24 protein-coding genes, 1 tRNA gene and 1 pseudogene are annotated in these 23,640 nt (G+C 45.2%); 9 read left to right on the forward strand and 17 right to left on the reverse strand.

Annotated features, from left to right (window positions below; genetic code table 11):
- From HUX74_RS00005 to HUX74_RS00045, 9 genes and pseudogenes are all read right to left on the reverse strand, one after another.
- Positions 1 to 562, reverse strand: a 562-nt coding sequence (locus HUX74_RS00005; RefSeq protein WP_174645970.1) for a hypothetical protein, incomplete at its 3' end; no start/stop codon positions are given.
- A gap of 21 nt (positions 563 to 583) precedes the next feature.
- Positions 584 to 1,753, reverse strand: coding sequence for a glycosyltransferase family 4 protein (locus HUX74_RS00010; RefSeq protein WP_174645971.1), 1,170 nt, complete (start codon positions 1,751 to 1,753; stop codon positions 584 to 586).
- 4 nt (positions 1,754 to 1,757) lie between these two features.
- Positions 1,758 to 2,627: a glycosyltransferase family 2 protein gene (locus HUX74_RS00015; RefSeq protein ID WP_174645972.1), complete on the reverse strand. Its 870-nt coding sequence runs from the start codon at positions 2,625 to 2,627 to the stop codon at positions 1,758 to 1,760.
- Positions 2,628 to 3,623 (reverse strand): NAD(P)-dependent oxidoreductase, encoded by a 996-nt coding sequence (locus tag HUX74_RS00020; RefSeq protein WP_016273686.1) that lies wholly within the window; start codon positions 3,621 to 3,623, stop codon positions 2,628 to 2,630.
- Entirely contained in the window at positions 3,620 to 4,585 is a 966-nt protein-coding gene (locus HUX74_RS00025) for a hypothetical protein (protein WP_117713503.1), read from the reverse strand. Before HUX74_RS00025 ends, HUX74_RS00020 begins: the two co-directional genes overlap by 4 nt.
- Positions 4,582 to 5,271 carry a WbqC family protein gene (locus HUX74_RS00030; RefSeq protein ID WP_016273684.1) on the reverse strand — a complete coding sequence of 230 codons (690 nt, stop codon included), beginning with the start codon at positions 5,269 to 5,271 and terminating at the stop codon, positions 4,582 to 4,584. Before HUX74_RS00030 ends, HUX74_RS00025 begins: the two co-directional genes overlap by 4 nt.
- Entirely contained in the window at positions 5,268 to 6,377 is a 1,110-nt protein-coding gene (locus HUX74_RS00035) for a DegT/DnrJ/EryC1/StrS aminotransferase family protein (RefSeq protein WP_117713502.1), read from the reverse strand. The genes HUX74_RS00030 and HUX74_RS00035 overlap by 4 nt, the downstream gene beginning before the upstream one ends.
- 26 nt (positions 6,378 to 6,403) lie before the next feature.
- On the reverse strand, positions 6,404 to 7,849 hold the full coding sequence (locus HUX74_RS00040; protein WP_117713501.1) for a lipopolysaccharide biosynthesis protein: 1,446 nt from the start codon (positions 7,847 to 7,849) through the stop codon (positions 6,404 to 6,406).
- Between the two features lie 15 nt (positions 7,850 to 7,864).
- A pseudogene (locus HUX74_RS00045) lies at positions 7,865 to 8,020 on the reverse strand (transcriptional regulator); the annotation flags it as partial.
- 106 nt (positions 8,021 to 8,126) lie between these two features.
- Between HUX74_RS00045 and HUX74_RS00050 the strand changes: the two are divergent.
- Positions 8,127 to 10,256 carry a VapE domain-containing protein gene (locus HUX74_RS00050; RefSeq protein ID WP_138346202.1) on the forward strand — a complete coding sequence of 710 codons (2,130 nt, stop codon included), beginning with the start codon at positions 8,127 to 8,129 and terminating at the stop codon, positions 10,254 to 10,256.
- A gap of 129 nt (positions 10,257 to 10,385) precedes the next feature.
- Here the strand turns inward: HUX74_RS00050 and HUX74_RS00055 are convergent, their stop codons facing one another.
- Complete coding sequence (locus HUX74_RS00055) at positions 10,386 to 10,646, reverse strand: DUF4248 domain-containing protein (RefSeq protein ID WP_005829216.1); 261 nt, start codon at positions 10,644 to 10,646, stop codon at positions 10,386 to 10,388.
- Between the two features lie 275 nt (positions 10,647 to 10,921).
- Here HUX74_RS00055 and HUX74_RS00060 point away from each other — a divergent pair, with 275 nt between their 5' ends.
- On the forward strand, positions 10,922 to 11,431 hold the full coding sequence (locus HUX74_RS00060; protein ID WP_005829218.1) for an HU family DNA-binding protein: 510 nt from the start codon (positions 10,922 to 10,924) through the stop codon (positions 11,429 to 11,431).
- Between the two features lie 54 nt (positions 11,432 to 11,485).
- Positions 11,486 to 11,587 (forward strand): smalltalk protein, encoded by a 102-nt coding sequence (locus tag HUX74_RS00065; RefSeq protein ID WP_005829220.1) that lies wholly within the window; start codon positions 11,486 to 11,488, stop codon positions 11,585 to 11,587.
- On the opposite strand, the gene HUX74_RS00070 is transcribed toward HUX74_RS00065, so the two are convergent.
- Both HUX74_RS00070 and HUX74_RS00075 read right to left on the reverse strand, forming a co-directional pair.
- Positions 11,584 to 12,714, reverse strand: a complete 1,131-nt coding sequence (locus tag HUX74_RS00070) for a glycosyltransferase family protein (protein ID WP_174645973.1) — start codon at positions 12,712 to 12,714, stop codon at positions 11,584 to 11,586. The two genes, HUX74_RS00065 and HUX74_RS00070, sit on opposite strands and share 4 nt — an antisense overlap.
- 229 nt (positions 12,715 to 12,943) lie before the next feature.
- Positions 12,944 to 13,126, reverse strand: a complete 183-nt coding sequence (locus tag HUX74_RS00075; protein WP_005829223.1) for a hypothetical protein — start codon at positions 13,124 to 13,126, stop codon at positions 12,944 to 12,946.
- A gap of 176 nt (positions 13,127 to 13,302) precedes the next feature.
- Between HUX74_RS00075 and HUX74_RS00080 the strand changes: the two genes are divergently transcribed.
- Positions 13,303 to 13,536 carry a hypothetical protein gene (locus HUX74_RS00080; RefSeq protein ID WP_174645974.1) on the forward strand — a complete coding sequence of 78 codons (234 nt, stop codon included), beginning with the start codon at positions 13,303 to 13,305 and terminating at the stop codon, positions 13,534 to 13,536.
- Positions 13,527 to 13,760 carry a type II toxin-antitoxin system RelE/ParE family toxin gene (locus tag HUX74_RS20970; RefSeq protein ID WP_229095583.1) on the forward strand — a complete coding sequence of 78 codons (234 nt, stop codon included), beginning with the start codon at positions 13,527 to 13,529 and terminating at the stop codon, positions 13,758 to 13,760. The genes HUX74_RS00080 and HUX74_RS20970 overlap by 10 nt, the downstream gene beginning before the upstream one ends.
- Before the next feature lie 269 nt (positions 13,761 to 14,029).
- On the opposite strand, the gene proS is transcribed toward HUX74_RS20970, so the two are convergent.
- Both proS and HUX74_RS00090 read right to left on the reverse strand, forming a co-directional pair.
- Positions 14,030 to 15,523, reverse strand: a complete 1,494-nt coding sequence (gene proS, locus HUX74_RS00085) for a proline--tRNA ligase (protein WP_005829226.1) — start codon at positions 15,521 to 15,523, stop codon at positions 14,030 to 14,032.
- A 115-nt stretch (positions 15,524 to 15,638) separates the two neighbouring features.
- Positions 15,639 to 15,711 (reverse strand) — tRNA-Gly (locus tag HUX74_RS00090).
- Positions 15,712 to 15,852: 141 nt separating this feature from the next.
- Between HUX74_RS00090 and cobU the strand changes: the two genes are divergently transcribed.
- From cobU to cobC, 4 genes are read left to right on the forward strand one after another with little or no spacing between them, the layout of a single operon-like run.
- Positions 15,853 to 16,374, forward strand: coding sequence for a bifunctional adenosylcobinamide kinase/adenosylcobinamide-phosphate guanylyltransferase (cobU, locus tag HUX74_RS00095; RefSeq protein WP_174645975.1), 522 nt, complete (start codon positions 15,853 to 15,855; stop codon positions 16,372 to 16,374).
- A 30-nt stretch (positions 16,375 to 16,404) separates the two neighbouring features.
- Complete coding sequence (gene cobT, locus HUX74_RS00100) at positions 16,405 to 17,442, forward strand: nicotinate-nucleotide--dimethylbenzimidazole phosphoribosyltransferase (protein WP_174645976.1); 1,038 nt, start codon at positions 16,405 to 16,407, stop codon at positions 17,440 to 17,442.
- 1 nt (position 17,443) lies between these two features.
- Positions 17,444 to 18,187, forward strand: coding sequence for an adenosylcobinamide-GDP ribazoletransferase (cobS, locus tag HUX74_RS00105; RefSeq protein ID WP_061412619.1), 744 nt, complete (start codon positions 17,444 to 17,446; stop codon positions 18,185 to 18,187).
- 16 nt (positions 18,188 to 18,203) lie between these two features.
- Complete coding sequence (gene cobC / locus HUX74_RS00110) at positions 18,204 to 18,743, forward strand: alpha-ribazole phosphatase (protein WP_057252470.1); 540 nt, start codon at positions 18,204 to 18,206, stop codon at positions 18,741 to 18,743.
- Here cobC and HUX74_RS00115 read toward each other — a convergent pair.
- The 3 genes from HUX74_RS00115 to cbiB form a co-directional block, all read right to left on the reverse strand.
- The gene (locus tag HUX74_RS00115; RefSeq protein ID WP_117599555.1) at positions 18,724 to 20,685 is read right to left on the reverse strand and encodes a sensor histidine kinase KdpD; all 1,962 of its coding nucleotides are present in this window, start codon (positions 20,683 to 20,685) and stop codon (positions 18,724 to 18,726) included. The two genes, cobC and HUX74_RS00115, sit on opposite strands and share 20 nt — an antisense overlap.
- Positions 20,682 to 22,562, reverse strand: coding sequence for an ATP-binding protein (locus HUX74_RS00120; protein WP_119961920.1), 1,881 nt, complete (start codon positions 22,560 to 22,562; stop codon positions 20,682 to 20,684). Before HUX74_RS00120 ends, HUX74_RS00115 begins: the two co-directional genes overlap by 4 nt.
- A 108-nt stretch (positions 22,563 to 22,670) precedes the next feature.
- Positions 22,671 to 23,639 (reverse strand): adenosylcobinamide-phosphate synthase CbiB, encoded by a 969-nt coding sequence (cbiB, locus tag HUX74_RS00125; protein ID WP_009038530.1) that lies wholly within the window; start codon positions 23,637 to 23,639, stop codon positions 22,671 to 22,673.
- Position 23,640 lies beyond the last annotated feature (1 nt).

Raw genomic sequence — 23,640 nt, forward strand, 5'->3', positions numbered from 1 at the left:
GTATATTAGATGATAAATTTGTTAAAGATGCAATAAATAGTAATAGTAGATAATACTTTACTTTTAAAAAGGTCCTAAAATAAAAAAACAAGAAAAGACAAAATGGACCAGCCGAATGGCCAATAGCTATCAAATACGACTTTAATCCAACTTGCGTATTAACCAGTCCTCCTTCTACATTCATAGCTCTAACTGCAGCCAAAGGTTGAGAAAAGGCTAAATAATAATTAGGTATATCAGAAATTATCCCTAATAAAGAAAATAAGCTTATTATTATAGCAATCCTCTTGAAAGATTGTTTATTATAAAGTAAATCAAAACTTAAAGTATTTCCGTATTGTAAGATAGGATAAAGAATCAAAAACAGACAAGATAGGTGATGGACAACTGCTTGCAAAGAAATTTCTATTTTTATATAATCTGGATGATATAGATGTAAACACACACCACAGATTGAAGATAGAAAATATAATAAAAGTATAAATGAAGAAGCATTAAGCCCTTTCCCTTTCAAGTTATATAATAGGCAAATGCAAAACGTTAAAGGATATAATAAATCCACATTAATTAATTAATTAATTAATTAATTATCAATAAGATCCATAAACTTCTTAGAATAAACCAAATCAGAGAATAACGTACTTCGTTTTCTTGCAGCTTCTCCCATCAACTGGCATTTTCGTTTATTATTTAACAAATTGATCATTGCATCTTTTAATTGCGTTATAATATTTTCATTGCGTTTAATTATAATAGCACAATCTTCATCGACCAATTCAACCATACCACCTGAATCAGTAACAATAAGCGGAAGTGAAGAAGCCATAAACTCAATACATGATAATGGACATGCCTCATCCCCAATAGATGGAACTATAGCAACGTTAGCCAAATGATAATAATCTTGAATTTTTTGATAAGGTATATATCCTGTAAAAATCACATTAGGCAATTCAGACGATAGGTTCTGTAATTCTTCAATAAAAGAAGTCTTTCGATCAGATGAAAAAAAAGAACTACCTATAATTAATAACTTAAAATTGAGATGTTGAATTTGCTTTATAGCTAATAACAATTCTTTTATTCCTTTTTTCGGAACTAATCGACCTGAAAAAACAAATACAAAGTCATCATGACTAATGCCAAGCTGTTCACGTAATGACCATAAACATTCTGACTTTCCAAATCTTTCTAAGGATATGCCATTATATAAAACAGAAATGAGTTCTGGAGTACAATTGAGATGAGAAAGAATTTCATTTTTAATAAATTTACTGACAGCTAATACAAAATCAGAATTATCTATAATTTGTTGGTTAAATGAAGATGTGATTCCCAGATAATTATTATGCAAATGTTGTACCATACTCATATTCATTTTTCTTTTCAATGGTATAACAAACCAAGGAGCATTTTCAATAAGAACATAATCATAATCTGTATCCATTCCATTCATGACAGAATTTATAAATTGATTCCCAATATAAGGGAAAAAACGATTATATATCCATCGGAAAACTTGCTTTAATTTATAATTTAAAGAGTCAGTGTTGATATATTTAAAATCTGTATGCTTATAAGAACGAGACTTGAGAGCAGCTTCTTCATTATAAACTGAAAAAACGACAAAATTATAAGTGTGATATTTCTCATTATAATCCAATAAACATTGTACCAAAGATTCTACGGCTCCTCCTTTTACTGACGGCAAAGGTAATTTATCTCCAGGCAATATAATCGCTATTTTTCTCATGACACTAATTATAATAAGTGATAAAGTGATAAAATTTGCTTAAGATATATACAAAAAGACCTTTCAAATTATTGCCATATTGCAAATGCTCATTTTTCAAATCCTCATAATACTCACCACATGTCAGTTTATTAAATTCCAAAATAAATGCATTATATTTTAATCGAAAATGGAATCGTTTCATAAAAGATCGTTTTGCATAAGAAGCAGTCCATGCTATAGGAACATAAGCCCTATATACTCCCATCATAGAAGAAAAGCAATGAACTTTTCCATTAATCATTAAAAAAAAAGTAAGTGGAAGATCTCCAATAGGAGATTTTTTCAAATAGCTAGGCCTTTTATCAAGATATAACCTAGGAAAAACAAGAGATAATGTTGGTGTCAAATAGCCGTGTGCAAGAATTATTTCATTATTACTCAAATCCATATCATATGATATATAATCTGACTTAAGTTCCTCACCAGTCTGTTGATTAATACGCCTTACCATATGACAACAAAGAGAATAATCTGGATGATTTTCTAAAAAATCTACTTGCTTTTGTAACTTCAACGGATCAGTCCAATAATCATCCCCCTCACAAAGCGCAACATATTTACCTTTTACTAAAGGAAATAATATTTGACGTAACGGAGAAATACCTTGAGAATACTGGTTTCGAATCTGAAGAATTGGTTTAATAAGATTAGGATATGCCACAACATATTCATTAATAATACTCTGAGTAGCATCAGAAGACGCATCATCATGAACAAGAATTTCAAAATCAAATTCTGTTTTTTGCATTATAAGGCCATCTAAACACTGCCTTATATATTCTTCATGATTATACGTCAAGCAACATATGCTAACTGTCATTGAACCGTTCATTTATTTTAATCTTAATTCAGCAAAACGCTTTATTTCCATTTCACTTTTATAATCCTCAAACAACTTACGACAATCATATTGAGGCACATATCCTAATTCTTTCTTTGCATTTTCAATGTTCATTATGTACCCACCACCACAAACTTTGTCTGGTCTATATATAACTTCAGATGGTGACTCCTTAGGCGAAAAAACACTAATAATAGTGCGAATTTGTTCTTCTAATGTAATTGGCATTCCTGTACCCACATTATAAAAGCCACTTTCTTGTTCCACCTCAACAGCTTTACACAACATTTGACTAAAATCGTTAACATGAACCATATCCTTTGCATAATGAGGATCTCCCCATATCTCTATAGGTAGTCCTTTCTGAGCATTTTCAATCATTTGGTAAATAGGTCGCTTCGTCTTGACTCCATTAGGAAAGTAGTACGGATAAGGGCTATAGCTATATATTGTTGGAAGCCTAAAAATGAATTTTTTCAAACCGTATTCTTGATAATAATGCTCTATCAAGTCTAAAGCAGTATTTTTGGAAATTACATATATAGCATGATCACCCGTATAGCTAAAATTTGGTTTCATATCGGGTTTTAAAATAGTATCATGAGAATACAATGAAATATCAAAAACGGTTTGAGTATAAATTATCCTATCTACATGACATTTGCGGCAATACTCTAATACATTAAATCCTCCTATTACAATAGAATCTAAATACTTTATGGGGCAATAAGTATCCATATAAGAAGGTATTTGAGCAGAGAGTAGCATAACTGCATGTATATTTTCCATTGGAAGCTTATCAAAATCTTCTTCCTTCGTAATGTCCACAGAATAATATGGTATTCCCCTTTTGGAAAAAAAAGTAGTTTCGCGACGTCCTGAAGCTATTATTTCATACTCTTCCTTATTAAAGAAATTTAATGCGTATTCTAACAAATAAGACCCTGTATTACCGGTTGCTCCAAAAATAATAATTTTCTTTTTCATGATAAATGGTTATTTAAGTTAGATATTTTTTCAATTAATATATTCATTGTTTTTTCATCATATCTCTGATCTATAGGCAATGCAATCATATTATTCGCGATTGAGTATTCCAGACATTTAGCGTCTATCTTATTCACTACGTTTTGCCAATATTGAGGTACATATACGTGCTCTAATATTAATTGTTGGCGAAGCCCAGCTTTGCTCGTATAAAAAGGATATATCAACGGGACATTTTGATTTTCAGAAATACTAAAATCAAATTTATTAAATGCAGTTAATGCACTGTAGAGAAGATGATAATTAAAACGACGCCTTTCAATTATTGAGACGTAATCCAAAGAAGACAAAATTTTATCAGACAATACAGACATTCTATGTATCTCTTGATTTGACATCCTTTTTTCAGATTCTTGAAAATCTTTATAATACCCCTCTGCAGAGTCAGTTATACGCCCTATCAAGTAGTTAATATTATCAATAGGATTATAAATCGGGAAATCAATATCCAGTAACGCAGTTGTGTACAAATAAGCGCCATCTGGAACTCCAAAAAATTTACGGGCAGAATAAAATGTATCTACCCCTTCAATTGGTTTTGCAAAAAAAGCTTGTGCATTATCAACTATTAAGTTAGGATAAAACCGAGATAAATAAAGAACAGTATCTTGTTTTAAGCCGAAATAATTAGTATATAGAAAAGCCTCTGAGCTTTCTATTTTTTTATCAAACACAGGATCCAGTAAACTATTTATATGATAATATTCATACTTTACATTTAATTTCATGAGAGGTTCTATTATCACATCACAAGTGTAATATGGAATATACACTTTTGTATACCGTCTAGCTTTTAATATATACTCAAAGCATTGACGAGCAGTACTCAGTTTTATTGCACCTTGATGAAAATGTTTTCCTTCACGTATTTCCAGTTCAAAATAGCCACCTATTGACATCATTGTAAACTAAATGAATCTAATAACATACAAGTTTCTTCTTTAGAATTATTCATTAGTACATCTATTATTGATAAATATGGAACAAATTCTTTAGATTGCTGGGGATACCTTTTTATTATCGTATCTACAAATTTCAAATTAATACCATTTTGCATAAAGTCTTCCTTATTATAGATTTGTTTTCCACCTATAGCATTATAATAAGTATCTGCCGATAGTAACTTACAAATATGAAGAACTTTATCCTTTCCTTTTAAAGAGCAATCTTTAGGTAAATCTGAAGATAGCAATATTTCAGTCTGAATATTTAGATAATCTAAAATTTCTTTAAAACTATTAGCCAAGAAGAGAGCCAACTGTCTATTTGGAAACATAATTATCCTATACAACAATTCCATTGTTTCATGATAGAAAGGAGCTTTAGAGTAATTCAATTCCAATGTTTTCATAAATTTACGAAAATCATCTCCTATCTCTATTTCATTGAAATGTTTATAGGCACTAGCCCCCTTCAAAGTGATAGTAAACATTTTCTTTTCACCATTTACCAATATATTGTTACGATTCACCCACCCTCCTTTAATATAATTAACATCATCGTATACAACGTATTTATCAACAGCCTTAATTAGCTGGAAATAACCTATATAAGGCATAAAATAAGGTTGCATTATACCTAATTTCATTTCAATATCAGATTTAAAATTCTTTCAACATCTTCATTCGACAATCCACAATACATTGGCAAGCAGATTACACTTTTTGCCATTTTAGTAGCTACTGGAAGGCTTTCCAATTTTGCAGACTCCAATCCCCTATATGTAGAGAACTCGCTGATAAGCGGATAGAAATATCTCCGTCCCAGCACACCTTGTTCCTTCATCTTAAAATAGAGTTCATCCCGAGTCATGCCATATTTCTCGGCATCCACAAATATTGGAAAATAAGAGTAGTTGTGACGTACACCAAGCATATCTTCCATAAAACTGATGCCGGGCACTTCCCGCAAAGCATCACGATAACGAATAGCCACTTGACGACGGGCTTCTATCGCAACATCCACTTGCTTCAGGTTGAGCAAGCCAAATGCTGCACGAACTTCATCCATCTTACCATTAATACCAGGAGCCACAATCTCTGTCTCTCCTGCAAAACCAAAATTCTTCAGATAATCAATACGCTTTTTGGTCTTTTCATCGTGGCAAATCAATGCTCCGCCCTCCACGGTATTATATACCTTAGTGGCATGAAAACTAAGCGTCGACATATCTCCGGCATTCAATACCGACTTTCCATTCACCTCTACCCCAAAAGCATGGGCAGCATCATAAATGACCTTCAAACCGTATTTGTCCGCTATTGCCTGGATACGCTCTGTATCACAAGGCTTGCCATAAACATGTACCGGCATAATCGCCGTTGTCTTGGGGGTTATTGCCGCTTCTATTTTGTCCGGGTCAATGTTACAAGTTTCAGGGTCAATATCCACGAATACCGGCTTGATTCCATTCCACCACAAAGCATGGGTGGTAGCTACAAAACTATATGGAGTGGTTATTACTTCGCCGGTAATTCGTAATGCTTGCAGAGCACACATCAACGGCAGTGTGCCGTTGGTGAAAAGACTGATATAAGGCACCTTCAAATATTCACACAAAGCTTTCTCCAGTTCCTGATGATAATGACCGTTATTGGTCAGCCACTTACGATTCCAGATATCCTGCAAATAAGGAATGAAATCGTCAAGCGAAGGAAGTAATGGAGAAGTAACTGTAATCACTTTATTTTCCATTTTACTATAAAAATATATACTGATTTCTATTTTTTGTGAAGAGCCGACAACCCAAGCCGTTTTACCTCAAGATACTCTGGTAATCTTAACCTTTCGTAAACAGCAAAAGCCAATGTCAAACCAACTATAATCTGGATGGGTAACTGAATATAAACGGATATATCCAATAAGGAAAAAAGCCACATGACAGTAGAAACTATCAAAGAAACTGTAAAAACCGGAAACACGTCCTTGATTTGTTCCATGGTAGAATAGTGTATCAAGTCGGCAGAATAATGGCTATTTAAGAAATAGGCTATGAAAGAGATTAAGACACTGCCCCACAGCATATATTCGATGCCATAAAAGATGCCGACTACTATAGGGCCAATAGCTATAATTTTTTTTATAATTTCTAACTTCAAACACAAGTCCGAACGTCCTTTCACCTGCAAGATATTCAGATTGATGGCATGAAGCGGATAAAGCATACCACTGAAACAAATGATCTGCAGAAAGGAAACAGCAGTCAACCATTTCTCACCGATCAGAATTATAATCAAAGGTCTAGCCACAGCTGCAAGTCCCAGCATGCAAGCGAATGTCACAAGCATTGTAGTCTTTATTATCTGCCGATAAGCTTCGCGCAAGCGCTCCGGTTCTTCTTGAATGGAACTAAGCACCGGATAACTGACACGCTGGACAATACTGGTCAGATTACTGGAAAATATCGTATTGAACTGCTCTGCACGAGTATATTGCCCCAACTGTGCAGAACTGTAACAACGGCCTATAACCACATAATAAACATTCTTGTAAAGAGTATCCAATAATCCGGACAACAAGAGCTTATAGCCAAAACCGAACATTTCCTTGAAGCTTTTTACGGAGAATTCCCATTGGGGCATCCATTTACAGAATATCCAAAGAAACAGAGAATTCAGAATCTGCCGGGAAAGCTGTTGCCACACCAAACTCCATACTCCAAAGCCCACTATAGCCATGCCTACGCCAACCAATCCACCTGAAACAGAAGAGATTATGGATACTTTGGTCTGTGTCTTAAAATCAATACCTCTTACTAATATGGTACGGGGAATGATACCCAATGCATTAACAATCAGAATCAGCCCTATTACCCTTAACACATCTATCAAAACCAGTTCTTTAAAAAACAGACTGATAGCGGGAGCAGCTACATATAAAAGGATGTATAAAACAATACTGACTATCAAGTTAAACAAGAAAACCGTATTGTAGTCTACCTTTTCAATATGTACTTTCCGTATCAGTGCATTAGAGAAACCACTGTCGACAATGGAGTTGGACACCGCTATGAAGATAGCTATCATGGCCATAATGCCATATTCGGCAGGAGTCAAGAGACGGGCCAATATCAGGCCTACCAAAAAGGTAACACCGGAATTGGATATGTTATCGATAAAGCTCCACTTCGCACCATGGACAGCTTTATTTTTCAAAGATTCGGGCAATATTGTTACAAATTATTATTCGATCTCCTCCACCAGCGACGCATGCACAAACGTCGTCGCCACCGCCATCACCCCCTCGATGTTTACCACCACCCTCCGGTCATGGCGCACACGCACAAACACCCCTTCCACTCCTTCGAAGATGCCGCCGGTGATGCGTACCCGGGTTCCCAAATTGTAAAAAAACGGCTGTCCCACTGCGGATGGCCGTTTTTGCTTCCTAAGGAAATAAACGGCATCTTTGCGCCGCCAATAAGGCAAACTTAATACAAGTAGAATGGAAAACATTCCAGTTACCACCTACCGTGGTTTCAGCGCCGTCAGCGGGGAGACAACCTTCACGCAGGACATGGCTGACATAAGAAACGGCAAGCATGCCAAGTTAATCATCAAAATCGCCAGCCTCGTGGCGCAGGGAAAGGTGGAGGAAGCCAACCACGTCAAGAAGCAGCTTCCCTTCAGGACCCTCACGGCCAACTACCGGGAAAGAAGGCTCGCACCGAGCATCACCCGCTACAACCCCGTCATCACGCTCGACATCGACGACCTGGAAGAGAGACAGTTGGAGCAGACCCGGACCCTCATCAACGAAGACCCGCACACCCTGGGGAGTTTCCTCTCCCCCAAAAGGCACGGCTACAAGCTGTTCGTCTTCATGCAGACGGAATACACCCGGCGTCTGTATGACCGTCTCCGACAGGGCGAGGTGACCTACGCCACGCTCGAGGAGATACACCTGAAGCTGTACAGCGCCGCCAAAGAGTACTACGAGGCCCTTCTCGGAGTAGAGGTGGATGGAAGCGGAAAGGACATCTCGCGAGGATACTTCATGTCCTTCGACCCGCATGCCTATATCAATGCCGCACTGCTGGAACAGATTTCCCCGTTGCCGGCACGCATCATCCCGCCTGCGAAGAAGGAGAACAGCCCCAAAAAGACGCCCGTCGAAACGGTACACCCCCTCCCCGCCTCCTCTGCCGCCACACCGCAGGACGCAAAGCCTTGGGAGAAGCTGATATTCTCCCAAGCCGTGACTGCCGTGAAGCGCACCACCAGGTTCCGGGCAGGCAACCGCGACAACTTCCTCTTCGCCCTGGGCAACAAATGCTACAGCAAGGGCCTGGACGAGCAGACAGCCATCAGACTGGCGAAAAACGAGTTCGGACAAGAGTATCCCGACGTGGAATCTCCCCTGCACAATGCCTACATCTATACCGACAAGACCAGCGAAGCCGCCACAAAGAAGGAAGAGAAAAAGCCCGTCATCAACCAAGTGATGAGCTTTCTGGAAGAGCACTACGGCATCCGCAGGAACCTCATCCTGGACCGCCTCGAATTCATGCCCTATGCCCTGTCGGCAGATGCCGGAAAAGGTTACCGCCCCATGCGCGGAAAGGACTACAACACCATATTCGTAGACCTGCAGATGGCCGGCATCTCCTGCTACCAGAATTTCCTCAGAGCCGTGATAGACTCCAACTACGCCAAGGAGTTCAACCCCTACACCGACTATCTGTACGCGCTTCCCCCCTGGGACGGGACGGACTACATCGCCCAACTTGCCGACACCCTGACGACCGAGAACCGGGAGCTATGGCAGAAGGGCTTCAAACGGTGGATAGTGGGCCTGGTGGCCTGCGCACTGAGCGACGAGGACATGAACCAACTCGTCATCATCCTCTACAGCGAGCAGGGAAAGGGAAAGAGCAGCTGGATTCGGCGCCTGCTGCCGCCCGAGTGGAAAGAGTACTTCTACAACGGCATAATAGACCCGAGCAACAAGGACGATGCCCGCCTGCTCGCCACGCGAATCATCATCAACATGGAGGAGTTCGAAGGCGTGAAGCCCGGCGAGCTGGCAGCATTGAAGCGAATCATCGCGCAGGACAACGTGACGCAGCGCAAGGCCTACGACATCGAAGCCTTCACCCTGCCCCGCCACTGCTCCTTCATCGCGAGCACCAACAACCGGCAGTGCCTGCAGGACATCGGTGGAAACCGGCGTTTCCTCCCCATCACCGTCACCGGCATAGACTACCACACCCCGGTGAACCATCCCGGCATCTACGCCCAGGCGCTCGCCTTGCTGAAAGACGGTTTCAGATACTGGTACGAGGGCGAGGAGATAGAACAGCTGAACAAGCACAACGAACGGCACCGCATGAAAGACCCCGTGGAGGAGAACCTCTTCGTCTTCTTCCGCAAACCGCTGCCCGAGGACCTGCAGATAAAATGGCTCCCTGCCAGCGTCATACTGACCAAGCTCAGCATATTCGGAAAGGTGCAGGTGAACCCGCACACCCAGCTGGTACTGGTGCAGGCACTGGAAAAGTACGGATTCGGTACACGGACCAACGAGCAGGAGACGACCGAATATGAGGTAGTGGACATCCAGCTATATCAGTAACCGGCATTCGAGGAGAAGAGAGAAGCCCCGTAACATATATTGTTGTGCATGACAACATATATTGTTACGGGGCTTTACATATATTGGCGTTTTCCTTACACGGCTTCCCTATTTCCGGCCGGCATCCTGTCAGGGTTCTCCCAGATACTTCACCAGCACTTTCACTTCCAGCGGAGTGAAGGTGCGTCGGTATTTGTTGTAGCCCACCTTCTCCAGCTCACCCTTCAGCGCCTTGTTGTGGCGTATCCATGCCGCCAAAGTATAGATGGCATTGCTGATGCAGTAAGTCGGGTTGTAGAGCATGGCAAGCTCCTCCTTCGAATAGGCGTGGATGCGGAACGGACGAAGGTCTTCCTCCTCCTCTTCCCTCTTTTCTTTTTCTGTTTTCATTCTTTATGTTATTGGTTGATTATTACACCATAAAGATACTGAATATCAGTGATATGACCAAGCATATGCAGACATAAACGGGCATCGGACGAAGAACTTTTCCTGAACAGAAAGGAAACGGGAAAGAGACGGCGTAACCCGAAGAAAACCATGAGCAGAAAAAGCCGGAGGAGTACTTTTGCAGCACCCCTCTTCCCCCCTAAAGGAGAAAGAGCAAAGTATTGCAATACGGGACTTTAATTTCTAATTGTTAATTTTTAATTATTTAATTGTTTATGGGAGTACCATTCAAGAAAATTGCGAGGAAAGATCCTCGAAAGGCAGATGCGGTGGCAAAGTTCTACCCGCAGCTGGTGACACTGGGCGACAATGCGACGCTGGACGACATTGCGTACGTGATGAAGGAGAAGAGTTCGCTGACACTGGGAGACATCCAGAGTGTATTGACCAATTTTGTGGAGGCTATGATAACAACCCTCTACAGCGGCCAGTCAGTGAATATCAAGAACTTCGGCGTATTCAGCCTGTCGGCGCGTACGGCAGGCGTACTGGATGTAAAGGAGTGCACCGCCAAGAACATCAAGGCGGTGAAAATCAATTTCCGGCCTTCCAGTACCGTAAGACCGGACATCGCCGCCACGCGTGCCGGGCAGAAGATTGACTTCTACGACCTGGAAGCATTGGTGAACAAGGGAGACGGTGAAGGAGGAAGCTCCGGCGGCGGTTCCGGCTCGGGAGACGGAGGCGGTTCAGACGGAGACCAGGGCGAAAATCCGTTGGGATAAATATGACTGATTTTACTACCGATTCGTATGTTCAACTTTTAAAACGTATATAGCATGAAAAAAAGTATCTGGGATAAAATTCTGAAAGTCGTAATTGCAGTAGCCTCCGCCATCTTAGGGGCATTGGGAGCCAATGCGATGAACGTGAGCATTTAAGTCGCCGGAAAGAAAGGACGGCAGGAAGAGGAAACCCCGAAAAAGGTTTCCTCTTTCTCTTCCCTCTCTATACAGCGCAGGATACGCCAGTCGCAGCTACGCACCCAATAGCGGAAAGCCGTGTTTGGGTGGAAATGCTCCGAGAAGTCCAGCAGACGTTCCAAATCGAACTCCTCGGAGATGACACCGGCACCGCTACGGAATGCATCGTAGGCGTTACAGTCCTGCTCGATATGCGCCGGAACCATCAGCAAAGGCTTGCCCAGATACATCGCCTCGCAGACCGACTCGAAGCCGGCAGTGGTGGCATAGGCCTTGCAGCCTGCCATGTAGCGCAGGAACTTGACGTCATCGAGCTGATGGAAACTCAAGGTGTCGTCCACACGGCACACCTCGGCTTCGTCCTGCTTGTCCCAGAAGAAGTGGAGGGGTATTTCCGGATGGGCACTGTGCCAGTGGAGGATATTCTCGCCAAAACCGGAGTTTACCATGTATCCGTGGAGATAATCCCCTTCCGTACCTTCGCACGACAGCACCTCCCTCCGCAGCAATGGCGGAACCACGCGGATATGCGCTTCTTCGTCATCCTCCATCTCGCGGAAGGAAAGGGCGAGCTTTTCGCGGGCACCTATGCACGTGAGACGGGTGAAAAGGCGGAGCAGCCACAGATGGAAGCCGTTCTTACCGGGAAACTCGAAATCGCGGTGCAGGAACAGGTACTGGTGCCCGACGCTTATTTGAGGGACGGAAGGACGGAAGAAGAGATAGGCCAGCCCCGTGAGCAGTTCGTAGAAGTTGATGACCAGTTCGGCGCCACTCTCCTCGATGCGGCGGTGTATATAGTGCATGCTTTTCAGATAGACGGGCAGACGGGTGAGATTATAGGCCACACTACGCGCAAGACTTGCCCGCTTGTTGGCAGGCGTAGGCAGGAAATTGGGACTGAGAAAACGTTTCACCGGAGCTTGGATGCTGCGGTTGAAGAAACCGGGCAGACAGCGCGAATTGCTTTTGCCCACCAACACTTCCACTACTTCGTGACCGTTGCGGCGCAGCAGCTCTTCCATTGTAATGGCTTGGGTCAGATGCCCGCGGCCTTCTCCTTGAACGATAAAAAGGACTTTCATTGGGACGACTTGATGATTTACAAATTAATGTTGAAACACATGCAGCACATGACGTTGCATTTAGTTGATGCAAATATCGCACCTCCGTGTTACGGCAGAATGTGAAGAATGTGACAATTCGGTTATAAATGACAAAAGTCACACCGGCATCGCGCAGACATGACTTCAAGAGAATTTATGGAATAAATACGTAAAAAGGATAATTCGGTCGGCATATGATGCCGGAATATCAGACAAATTCCTCGACCATATACATATCACTGACAAAATCGTCAACAATCTGTTCCAGGTTTTCGCAGGCTTCGTCAGGCGTTTCACCGTAGGCGCTGCACAACACATTATTCATAAAATAAGCGTAAAAACCACCGCCGGCTGCCGCCTCTACGGTATAGTCATTTCTGTTCAGTTTCATATTCGGGCCTCCTTTCTTTTTTTACGCTGCAAAAATGAGGGAAAGTTGTTACGAGGAGATGTGAAGGAGGTTACAATAGTATGTAGATTGGTTGGCTTTGATGCAGTGGAAAATAAATGGATTGAATATTAGGAGTTTTCATTTATTCAGTTTACCTTTGATTAAAAATAAAAGCAATGGGTAAAATTAAACCATATAAAGAGCAGGACTCTCCCAAACAAACGACACAAGAACCGATGATGGCAACTTATCATCAATCAGCCATACCGATGGACGACTTTATCAACAGTATTCCCCGAGATGCTTTGGCTGAAGCCCTTCTATTTGCCTTAGAAGAGAATAAAGCAGGACACTGTATATCAAACTCCCAAATAGAGAGTATGATAAATGAACGCATGGGATGGAAATAGTCTGGTCTAAGTTGGCTTATGAGCACTTTTTAGAGATACTTATTTATGTAGAGAATAATTTTGGCATGTTGACGGCACAGAAAACACGTCAAAAGATACAAGACAAAGTAAATCTTTTAGCAAAACATCCGTATATAGGAATTATAGACAGTGATTTTTCTACTCTATTTAACAACATTACTGTCCGTCATTTAAAACTTTCCCCTAACGTGATATATTATTGATTGATGAGAATAGGATTGTCATTGCAGCAATGCTTCATTCAAAACAATCTCCGGAAACTGTACGCAAAACAATCTCAGAATTTCTGAAGCAATATAAATAGCTGTTCATCAATTCATGATGAGAGATAACTCTATAAATTTAAAACCGAGAGGACGTATCAAGATATACAATCACCCCAGATTACGCGGATTGACACAGATAAAAGTTTCTGATTATCAGAACTCCTAAAATCATCTGTGTTAATCCGCGTAATCCGGGGTGGGTATTATTAATAGGAACGTGCGAAAATCACGCGGCAGGCAGAAGGCTTGCCGGTAACCATACACTTGCCCGGTTCCTTGTCACCCGGAACAAATGAATCGAAAGGAATACAACGGATGGTTGCTTTGGTCTCTTCCTTGATTTTCTCTTCGGTTTCGGTAGTCCCGTCCCAATGAGCCAGAATGAAGCCGCCTTCTTCAATCTTTTCCTTGAATTCCTCGTAGCTGTCCACGCTGGTGATGCGGCTGTTACGGTAATCGAGCGCTTTCTTGTAGACATTTGCCTGAATGTCCTCGAGCAAATCCTTCACGTACTCTTCGATACCCTCGCAGGAACGCGTCTCCTTCTCCAGTGTATCGCGACGCATGATTTCCATTGTATTGTTCTCCAGGTCGCGGCCACCCATCACCAGACGGACGGGAACCCCCTTCACCTCATAGTCGGCAAACTTGAAGCCCGGACGTTTGTTGTCGGCATTGTCGTACTTCACGGAAATGCCCATCGATTTCAGCTTGGCAACAATGCCTGCCACTTTCTCGTCAATCTTAGCCAGCATCTCCGCATTCTTGTAGATAGGTACGATAACGACTTGTATCGGAGCCAGGTGCGGAGGAAGTACCAGACCGTTGTCATCGGAATGCGTCATGATAAGCGCTCCCATCAGACGGGTGGAAACACCCCAGGAAGTAGCCCAAACATACTCCAGCTTGTTCTCCTTATTGACGAACTGCACATCGAACGCCTTGGCGAAGTTCTGTCCCAAGAAGTGGGAAGTACCGCTCTGCAAAGCCTTTCCGTCCTGCATCATCGCTTCGATGGTGTAGGTGTTGAGGGCACCGGCAAAACGCTCGTTGGCAGACTTCACGCCCTTTACCACGGGCACCGCCATGTATTTTTCGGCAAACTCGGCATATACATTCAGCATCTTTACCGCTTCTTCTTCGGCTTCCTCGCGGGTGGCATGTGCCGTGTGTCCTTCCTGCCAGAGGAATTCGGCGGTACGGAGGAACAGACGGGTACGCATTTCCCAACGGAACACGTTTGCCCACTGGTTGCACAAGATAGGCAGGTCGCGGTATGAATTGATCCAGTTCTTGTAGGTGTTCCAGATGATGGTTTCGGAAGTGGGGCGGATAATCAACTCTTCTTCCAGTTTTGCAGCAGGGTCTACCACCACACCGCCGCCATTCGGATCGTTCTTCAAACGATAGTGCGTAACAACGGCACACTCTTTGGCAAAGCCTTCCACATGTTCCGCCTCGCGGCTGAGGAATGATTTCGGAATAAGCAAGGGGAAATAAGCGTTGACGTGTCCCGTTTCCTTGAACATATCGTCCAACTGACGTTGCATCTTCTCCCAGATAGCGTATCCGTAGGGCTTGATCACCATACAGCCGCGTACAGCCGATTGTTCTGCCAAATCGGCTTTTACCACCAACTCGTTGTACCACTGAGAATAGTTCTCACTACGTTTGGTAAGGTCTTTCAATTCTACTGCCATTCTATTTCGTTTTTTAAAGTTTTTCCTACGTTTAAAATGGCTTGACCCGAACATTTTCCTCGATATTTAAAAAAAGGCAGCCGCTGTGATGCAACTGCCTAACTCTAAATGGAGGAGCGGCAAGCGAGACTCGAACTCGTGACCCTCAGCTTGGGAAGCTGATGCTCTACCAACTGAGCTACTGCCGCATAAACATTTCCAAGGTCATGCCTTAAAAACGGTGGCAAAGTTAATAAATTACTTCCTAAAAAAACAAACGTTTCGTCAAATATTTCTTATTTTTGCTCGGGAAAACAAAGATATTCTTTCAAAATACAGACTAAATACCAATGAAACGAATCATACTCATCACCGGAGGAGCACGTTCCGGCAAAAGCACCTATGCGGAAAAGCTGGCACTCGAGCTCTCTCCCACTCCCGTTTATCTTGCCACAGCACGCATCTGGGACGAAGAATTCCGCCAGAGGGTAATCCGGCATCAGGAACGCCGAGGGCCGGAATGGACAAACATCGAAGAGGAGAAAGAACTCAGCCGCCACCGGCTGGAGGGGCGGGTCGTCCTGATAGACTGCATCACCCTGTGGTGTACCAATTTCTTCTTCGACCTCGAGTCTGATACCGACCGGACACTTGCCGCTGCCAAGGCGGAATTCGACCGCTTCACGGCACAAGACGCAACCTTCATCTTTGTAACCAATGAAATAGGTATGGGAGGAACTTCCGAGAACGAACTGCAACGAAAGTTCACGGACATGCAAGGCTGGATGAACCAATATGTAGCCGCCCGTGCCGACGAAGTGATACTGATGGTATCCGGCATCCCACTTACCGTAAAAAACACTCATTCATAAAACAACAAACAACTAAAATTCAACAGACTGATGAAAACATTTCATATCACCCACCCGGACGACTCAATCCGTCCTGCATTGATTGACAAAATCAACAACCTGACCAAACCCAAAGGTTCATTGGGCATTTTAGAAGAACTGGCACTCCAAATCGGACTCATACAACAGACATTATCCCCCGCCTTGAAACATCCGCAAAACATTATCTTCGCCGCCGACCACGGCATTGTAGAAGAAGGTGTCAGTCTGTCTCCAAAGGAAATCACCTGGCAGCAAATCAGCAACTTCCTTCATGGAGGGGCAGGTGTCAATTTCCTCTGCCGGCAGCACGGCTTTACCCTGAAAATAGTAGATGCAGGAGTAGACTACGACCTCCCCTACGAGAAAGGCATCATCAATATGAAAGTGCGCAAAAGCACCCGGAGTTATCTGCACGAGGCAGCCATGACGGAAGAGGAAATGGAGATGTGCCTGGAACGGGGTGCCGAGGTGGTGCGCCAATGCCACGAAGAAGGCAGTAATGTCCTCAGCTTCGGTGAAATGGGTATCGGAAACACCTCTTCATCCTCCCTGTGGATGACCTGCTTTACCGGCATTCCTCTGGAACAATGTGTCGGCGCAGGCAGCGGACTCGACAGCGCGGGCATCCGCCACAAATACGAAGTGCTGAAACAGTCTATGGAGAATTACAAAGGCGACGGCTCTCCCCGGAACATCATCCGCTACTTTGGTGGACTGGAAATGGTAATGGCCATAGGCGCCATGCTGCAAGCTGCCGAGCTGAGGATGATTATCCTTGTTGACGGATTCATCATGACCAACTGCCTGCTTGCCGCCGCCAGGCTCTACCCGGAAGTGACGGATTACGCCATCTTCGGACACTGCGGAGACGAGTCGGGCCACAAACTGGTGCTCGACGCCCTGCATGCCCGTCCGCTGCTGAATCTGGGGCTGCGTTTGGGAGAAGGAACAGGGGCCATCTGTGCATATCCCATTGTCGACTCGGCCGTGCGGATGCTCAATGAAATGGATAACTTTGCACATGCCTCCATCACTAAATACTTTTAACATGAACAATGTCTTGGCTGCATTCATAATGCTCACCCGACTGCCCTTCTGGAAAATCAAGGAAGTACCGGCAGAGTGTTTCAAGCATGTGGTTCCCTATTGGCCGCTTGTAGGCTGGCTGACGGGAGGCGTGATGGCGGCAGTGCTGTGGCTTGCCGGACAGATTATGCCGGTGTCATTGGCATGGATTCTTGCCCTCATCGCACGCCTAATTGTCACCGGATGCCTGCACGAAGACGGACTGGCAGACTTTTTCGACGGTTTCGGTGGCGGTACCACCCGAGAACGGACTCTTGCCATCATGAAGGATTCCCACATCGGAAGCTACGGTGTCATCGGATTGATATGCTATTTCCTGCTGTTGCTCCAACTTCATCACCTGCCACTGGGACTTCTCTGCATCCTTGTGCTCTGCGGTGACTGCTGGTCCAAGTTCTGTGCCTCCCAGATTGTCAACTATCTGCCCTATGCCCGGAAAGAGGAAGACAGCAAAAGCAAGACCGTCTACAACCGCATGAGCTGGCACGAGTTACTGGCCGGATTTCTTTGCGGCCTGCTTCCTTTCGTACTGCTGCTGCCTATAAAGCTGTGGATTGCCACCCTCTTCCCACTGCTCACCTTCTTCCTGCTCTACCGATTGATGAAGCGGCGCCTACAAGGATATACGGGTGACTGCTGCGGGGCCACTTTCCTGCTATGCGAACTGTCCTTCTACTTGGGAAGCCTTATTCTAATTATAAATTAACAACTGAAAATTAAAGATGGAAGTAATACTCATTCGACACACTTCGGTAGATGTTCCTCCGGGCGTATGCTACGGACAGACCGATGTTCCCCTGAAACCCACATTTGAAGCGGAAGCCGCCGTGACAGCAGAAAACCTGAAGGCATACCTTCCGTTCGACCACGTCTACACCAGTCCCCTGACCCGCTGCGTGCGCCTCGCCACCTATTGCGGCTATCCCGATGCAGAACGGGACAAACGGATTATGGAAATCAACTTTGGCGACTGGGAGATGAAGCCGTTCGAGCAGAATGAAGACCCACGCTTGCAGGAATGGTATGCCGACTACATGAACGTGGCAGCTACCGGTGGAGAATCTTTTACCATGCAATACCGGCGTGTCAGCCAGTTTTTGGACGAATTAAAGAAGAAGCCCTATACACGCGTTGCCATCTTCGCACACGGAGGCGTATTAATCTGCGCACAACTCTATGCCGGAATCCTTAAAGCCGAAGAAGCCTTCGACGCATTGACGCCCTACGGCGGCATCGTCCGCATCAATCTCGACAAGGAATAGTGAACGAAATAGTAGGGCCTTCCTCCGCTTCGGTTTGCACCTTGTAGATACCTCCAAAATAATGAATAAAATGGGCATTGATTTCATGGCGAATCAAGCTCGTTTTATTCTCAAAATGTACCTTTGCAAACGGGGCGTTGACCACATCGAAATAGAGGGCCGACCTAGTGCGGTCCCGTCTGATGCGGATAATCGCCTCATAACGGGCAGTGTCATTCTCTGACGGAGTCAGCATGCTGACAAGCAATGTATCGAACCACCTCCGGTCTGTCCTCGCAAACTGTTCCTTGAGGTCGGTCTGCAGGCTGACAGACACAGTGCTCTCCTCACGGCCGTTCACTTTATCCAGCACCTCACTGCACAACTGAATAATGTCACACTCCTCGTCCTCATACTGAATCTTGCCGGACTCCAAGCGGGACAACTCCAGAATGCTGTTGACATAATTCAGCAGACTTTCCGCATTGGTCTGAATCATCTGCCCGTACTCCCTCTTAGTCTCTTTATCCAGCTCCTCTTTCCCGGTCAGCAATTCGGCAAAGCCCACCACCACATTCAGCGGGGTACGTATATCATGGCTGATTTCCGATTTCAGACGCTCCTTCGCGATGTTGTCCGTCTCTGCCTGCAAGGCGGCTTCGGCCGTCTTCTTCTCTACGACAGCAATCTTTCCGGAGACATAGCGCGTATACAAGTAGAAAAGCAGCATCAGCAGCAGGCAAACGCCCAGGAATATAAATCCTATACGGTAATTCATGTCCTGAATCTTCTGCTTCTCCAACAGCAGCTCGTCAATGTGGTAAATCTCCTTGACCTGCTTCAACTGGTTGGCCGAGAAGGCATTGTTCAGCGAATCCTGCTTGCGTATGAGGTAGCGCCGGGTCTCGATGGCCCCGTCAATGTCCCCCTTGTCATATTGCGTACTCGCCTTGTAGTTTATCAAAGTGGCAAAGGTGGAAACGTAGTTGTTCAGTACCGTAGGGGTCACCTCGTCTATCAATGCGATGCTTTTGTCATACTCATCGGTCTTGGCATAGTATTGAAGCTGTATCAACTGGACATTCAGCCAGAAGACGGGATCTACATGCGGCTCAAGCAGTTTCTTCACTTTCTCAATATGCTCGTGTGCCACTGTAAAGTTCTTCCGGTTCATGTAGTGCAGGATATACTTCACTTCGCAGTCAATCTCGAAATTGCTCCAGTTCTTCCTTGTCTCGGGTTCTTTGGAAATAACCGTCTGCAACGTCATGTCCATTTCATGCAAATAGGGCAGCTTCAAGCTGTCTTTACCGCCATTGCCGTATACCTGGGCAATACGCGACAGTATATCCACTTTCAGGCTGGTCTTTGTCTGGGGAGAGAAATTCCGGTAAGCCTCCAAGAAAGCGTCCAGTGCCTCATTCGGACGGCTGGACACTCCGTAGGCACACCCCAAGCTGTTATACGCCGCTATCATCCCGTTATTGCTATGGCGGAGTTTTGATTCCTCCAACGTCTCCTTAGCCACATACACCGCTTTCTCTATCTGTCTCTTGGAAGCCAGGGCGCGGCTGATGGCAGCCTTCTGCTCCAGATAATAATCGTAAGTGCCTACCTGAGGGACAAAATCCTTCAGCACATCCACCCAATACGACAGACTGTCCGGGTCGTGTTTCTTGTCATAACATGCCGCCAGATAGTAAGCGCCCATATTCTCATAGAAAGCGTTCTTCTGCCGCCGCGCCTCCTCGTACAGACGGGTGGAAAAAGTCATGTTATAGGGAGCATACTGGTGCTTGTAGGCCATGTCACGGAGATACGTCAGCCGGACAAGGGTGGCCGGCAGGGTATCGGCAACCTTCAGGATGCTGTCCTGATACCGGACAGCCCCCGTGTCTTCTGCCAGCAGCGGACAGATATATCCGCAAAACAAAACATGGATGAGAATCAGTATTCGTTTCATTGCGCCGTTCCTCCGTGTAATGCGGGATTATACTTCAAAGGATGCGTAAAACAGAAACGCGCGCCACGGGTGTACCCACTGTCCACCCACAGCTTGCCGTTCATATATTTCACAATCAGTTGGCAGATGGAAAGGCCCAGTCCGCTTCCCTGCACAAAATCATTCAGCTTTTCAAAGCGTTCAAAAATCAAGTGCTGCTTTTCCGGTGGAATGCCGCATCCGGTATCCGTCACGGAGAAAAGTGCCGTACCGGCATCAGCCATCTTCAGTTCCAGCACGATGGAGCCTTGTTCCGTAAACTTGGCGGCATTCACCAGCAGGTTTATCAAGACCTGGCGGAGGCGCGCATCGTCCGTATCCAGCATCAGGACGGACAAATCCGTGTCAAAACGCATTTCAACCTCCAGCTTGCGCGAGGCCATCACGGTCTCCACGACCTCATTACACAACTTCACGGCATCATGCGTACGGATGTTGAAGGTTATATTGTCATTCTCGAAATCCGAGAAATCCAGAATGTCATTGATAAGTTTCAGCAACTGAAAGGAATTCACCTTGATAATTTCGGAGAATTCCCGGCGCGATTCGTCATCGAATGACTCGTCCTCATCCGTCAGTACCGCCGAGAATCCGACAATGGCATTCAGCGGCGTACGTACCTCATGGCTCATGTTCGAAAGAAACATATTCTTCCGTTGTATGGCTTGCACCGCTTTCTCCTTCATCGCCTCCTGCCGCATCTGGGAACGCTTCAAACGGAATATCTTCTTCCAGCCCAGCACCAGGAGGAATATCAGAAACAGTACGGACACAATGATGCCTGCCAGATAGAAACGCATGGATACAATGCGGTCGCGTTCGTTCTGGTAGGCCAGTTGGTCGGCCTGGAAACGGGTACAGAGCCGGTCTATCTCCTTGGGATAGTTCTTCTCGAACGAAGTCTTGATATACGAAAAGACCTTGCCGTACTGTCCGTAGGCTTCTTCCTTGTTCCCCATCTTCACCAGTAAATCCGCCTTTTCGAGCAGAGCTTCCTTGTAGATGTTATGGTTTATCCGGGCATATTCGGTTTGAAGGAAATCATTGTAGGCGGTCAAGGCTGCCTCATGCTCTCCGGTGGCCACCAGATAACGGGCATCTATAATCAGAAGGTATTGCCGTATCTCCGGAATCAGTTGCGCTTCAAGCTGGCCTATCTGTACCAGATGATGGCTGGCGGCCTTCAAGTCACCCTTGAATAATTGGCAGGAAGCATTGGAGATGTGACGCATGGCCAGCTCCAGCGGAGAAAGCCGGTCTTCTGGATAGAGGTTCAGACGTGCAAGATAACGCGAGGCACCGTTTACATTCCGTATGCGCAGGTTATAATCTATCAGTTCCACCAGTAGCATGCGGATATGCACATCCTCCCCGTCCATCCCATCCAGCAGTCTCAAAGACTCTTCGTAAGCGGCACCGGCTTCCCGAAGCCTGCCGGTATAGCTATACACCTCTCCCATGGCATTCAGCGCAAGGGCATTGCCGAAGGGGTAGGCAAGCGCGCGGGCTTTGGAGTACATCTGGTCGCTCTGGGCAATGGCCATACGGATTTCTCCACGGAAAAGGGAGGATTTTATAAGTATCCTTTCCAGTTCGAAATAGGTGTAATAGCGCTGGGATTCATCCAATTGGGACAAAAGGCCGTCGGCATTCAGCGAGTCACACTCCTCCCGGGTCAGATAGTCGAAACCGAGGCTGTTGTGAAAAGTGGAGATGACCTCATGGACTATACTTTCCTTTTCTTTAGTCCAAGAATCCGCTTTATCTGTTGCCGATGCAATTATTGTGCTCCCGAACCAAATAAAGAAAAGGAATATATATAGTTGCTTTATCCTCATTTATAAGACTTTGTCTGCTTTAAAAGTTACATTTTTAATGCAACGCGGTCTTGCAAAGATATTATATCTTTTTGGAACGGACAAAGAATCAGTTAAAATAACAACATTTTAAAAACAAAAGGAAGCCAAGGTCGATGTCACTATTACGGCAACTACCATCCACCACTCCACACGCCGGTTGATGCGGACAGCCACACGCATATCTTCTGTCTTCAGAGGCCGTTCATTAGAACCGATATAAGGTTTCCATACCTCCTCGCCGAAATAGTTGTGCGGACCCCCGAAACGGCAATTCAAAATACCGGCAAGGGCGGCTTCCGGATAACCGGAATTGGGACTGGCATGCTGGCTGCCATATCTGCCCACAAAAGCAAACAAGGAAAGGCGACCGGAAACCAGTACCATCAGAAAGGCTGTCAGACGAGCAGGAATATAATTGGCAACATCATCCAAACGGGCAGCAAAACAGCCGAACCGACGATAGCGTTCATTCTTGTAGCCGACCATGGAATCCAGCGTGTTCACCATCTTATAGGCAAGCATGCCCGGAACTCCCAACAGCAGATACCAGAATAAGGGAGCAACGACCCCGTCACTCAGATTCTCCGCCAAAGTCTCCAATGCCGCGGTTCGTACCTCCTGCGCCGAGAGCGCAGACGTATCACGCCCAACGATACGTGCCACTTGCATCCTCCCTTCCTCCAAGGAACGGTCCACCGCCTTGAACACCATACGCACCTCGCGAACCAGCGTAGTGCCCGCCAAGCAATAGAATATCAGCAGTATCTGCACCGTCAGCAGCATGCCCGGAGAAAAGAGTGCAGCCAAGCGGAGTAGCAGAAGCGTGACGAAATACACACCTGCCACGAGGAGCACCGTCATAAGCGCTCCTTTCAGGAAACGCGAATCGCCCCGGTTCAACCGGTGCTCACAGAAAGAAATGGCTTTGCCGAAAGCCACCACCGGATGGGGTAGCCACGCCGGGTCGCCCAGCCAGTGGTCGAGCAGCCAGGCTGTGAGAAGCGGCAGGTTCAAGTTGAAGGCGACACCCAAAAGTATAAGTACATCTTCTTCCATC

This window comes from Bacteroides sp. Marseille-P8574, assembly GCF_902825465.1.
Taxonomy (GTDB): domain Bacteria; phylum Bacteroidota; class Bacteroidia; order Bacteroidales; family Bacteroidaceae; genus Bacteroides; species Bacteroides uniformis.

Bases quoted from the DNA above. Each gene is read 5' to 3' on its own strand.
- cobT (WP_174645976.1), top strand. From the start codon at position 16,405: ATGAAAACATTTCATATCACCCACCCGGACGACTCAATCCGTCCTGCA.
- HUX74_RS00115 (WP_117599555.1), bottom strand. From the start codon at position 20,685: ATGAAACGAATACTGATTCTCATCCATGTTTTGTTTTGCGGATATATC.
- HUX74_RS00065 (WP_005829220.1), top strand. From the start codon at position 11,486: ATGAAAAAAAGTATCTGGGATAAAATTCTGAAAGTCGTAATTGCAGTA.
- HUX74_RS00055 (WP_005829216.1), bottom strand. From the start codon at position 10,646: ATGAAAACAGAAAAAGAAAAGAGGGAAGAGGAGGAGGAAGACCTTCGT.
- HUX74_RS00020 (WP_016273686.1), bottom strand. From the start codon at position 3,623: ATGAAAAAGAAAATTATTATTTTTGGAGCAACCGGTAATACAGGGTCT.
- HUX74_RS00075 (WP_005829223.1), bottom strand. From the start codon at position 13,126: ATGAAACTGAACAGAAATGACTATACCGTAGAGGCGGCAGCCGGCGGT.
- HUX74_RS20970 (WP_229095583.1), top strand. From the start codon at position 13,527: ATGGAAATAGTCTGGTCTAAGTTGGCTTATGAGCACTTTTTAGAGATA.
- cobC (WP_057252470.1), top strand. From the start codon at position 18,204: ATGGAAGTAATACTCATTCGACACACTTCGGTAGATGTTCCTCCGGGC.
- HUX74_RS00015 (WP_174645972.1), bottom strand. From the start codon at position 2,627: ATGAACGGTTCAATGACAGTTAGCATATGTTGCTTGACGTATAATCAT.
- HUX74_RS00060 (WP_005829218.1), top strand. From the start codon at position 10,922: ATGGGAGTACCATTCAAGAAAATTGCGAGGAAAGATCCTCGAAAGGCA.
- HUX74_RS00035 (WP_117713502.1), bottom strand. From the start codon at position 6,377: ATGGAAAATAAAGTGATTACAGTTACTTCTCCATTACTTCCTTCGCTT.
- cobS (WP_061412619.1), top strand. From the start codon at position 17,444: ATGAACAATGTCTTGGCTGCATTCATAATGCTCACCCGACTGCCCTTC.
- HUX74_RS00050 (WP_138346202.1), top strand. From the start codon at position 8,127: ATGGAAAACATTCCAGTTACCACCTACCGTGGTTTCAGCGCCGTCAGC.
- HUX74_RS00025 (WP_117713503.1), bottom strand. From the start codon at position 4,585: ATGATGTCAATAGGTGGCTATTTTGAACTGGAAATACGTGAAGGAAAA.
- HUX74_RS00070 (WP_174645973.1), bottom strand. From the start codon at position 12,714: ATGAAAGTCCTTTTTATCGTTCAAGGAGAAGGCCGCGGGCATCTGACC.
- HUX74_RS00120 (WP_119961920.1), bottom strand. From the start codon at position 22,562: ATGAGGATAAAGCAACTATATATATTCCTTTTCTTTATTTGGTTCGGG.
- HUX74_RS00080 (WP_174645974.1), top strand. From the start codon at position 13,303: ATGGGTAAAATTAAACCATATAAAGAGCAGGACTCTCCCAAACAAACG.
- HUX74_RS00010 (WP_174645971.1), bottom strand. From the start codon at position 1,753: ATGAGAAAAATAGCGATTATATTGCCTGGAGATAAATTACCTTTGCCG.
- cobU (WP_174645975.1), top strand. From the start codon at position 15,853: ATGAAACGAATCATACTCATCACCGGAGGAGCACGTTCCGGCAAAAGC.
- cbiB (WP_009038530.1), bottom strand. From the start codon at position 23,639: ATGGAAGAAGATGTACTTATACTTTTGGGTGTCGCCTTCAACTTGAAC.
- proS (WP_005829226.1), bottom strand. From the start codon at position 15,523: ATGGCAGTAGAATTGAAAGACCTTACCAAACGTAGTGAGAACTATTCT.
- HUX74_RS00030 (WP_016273684.1), bottom strand. From the start codon at position 5,271: ATGAAATTAGGTATAATGCAACCTTATTTTATGCCTTATATAGGTTAT.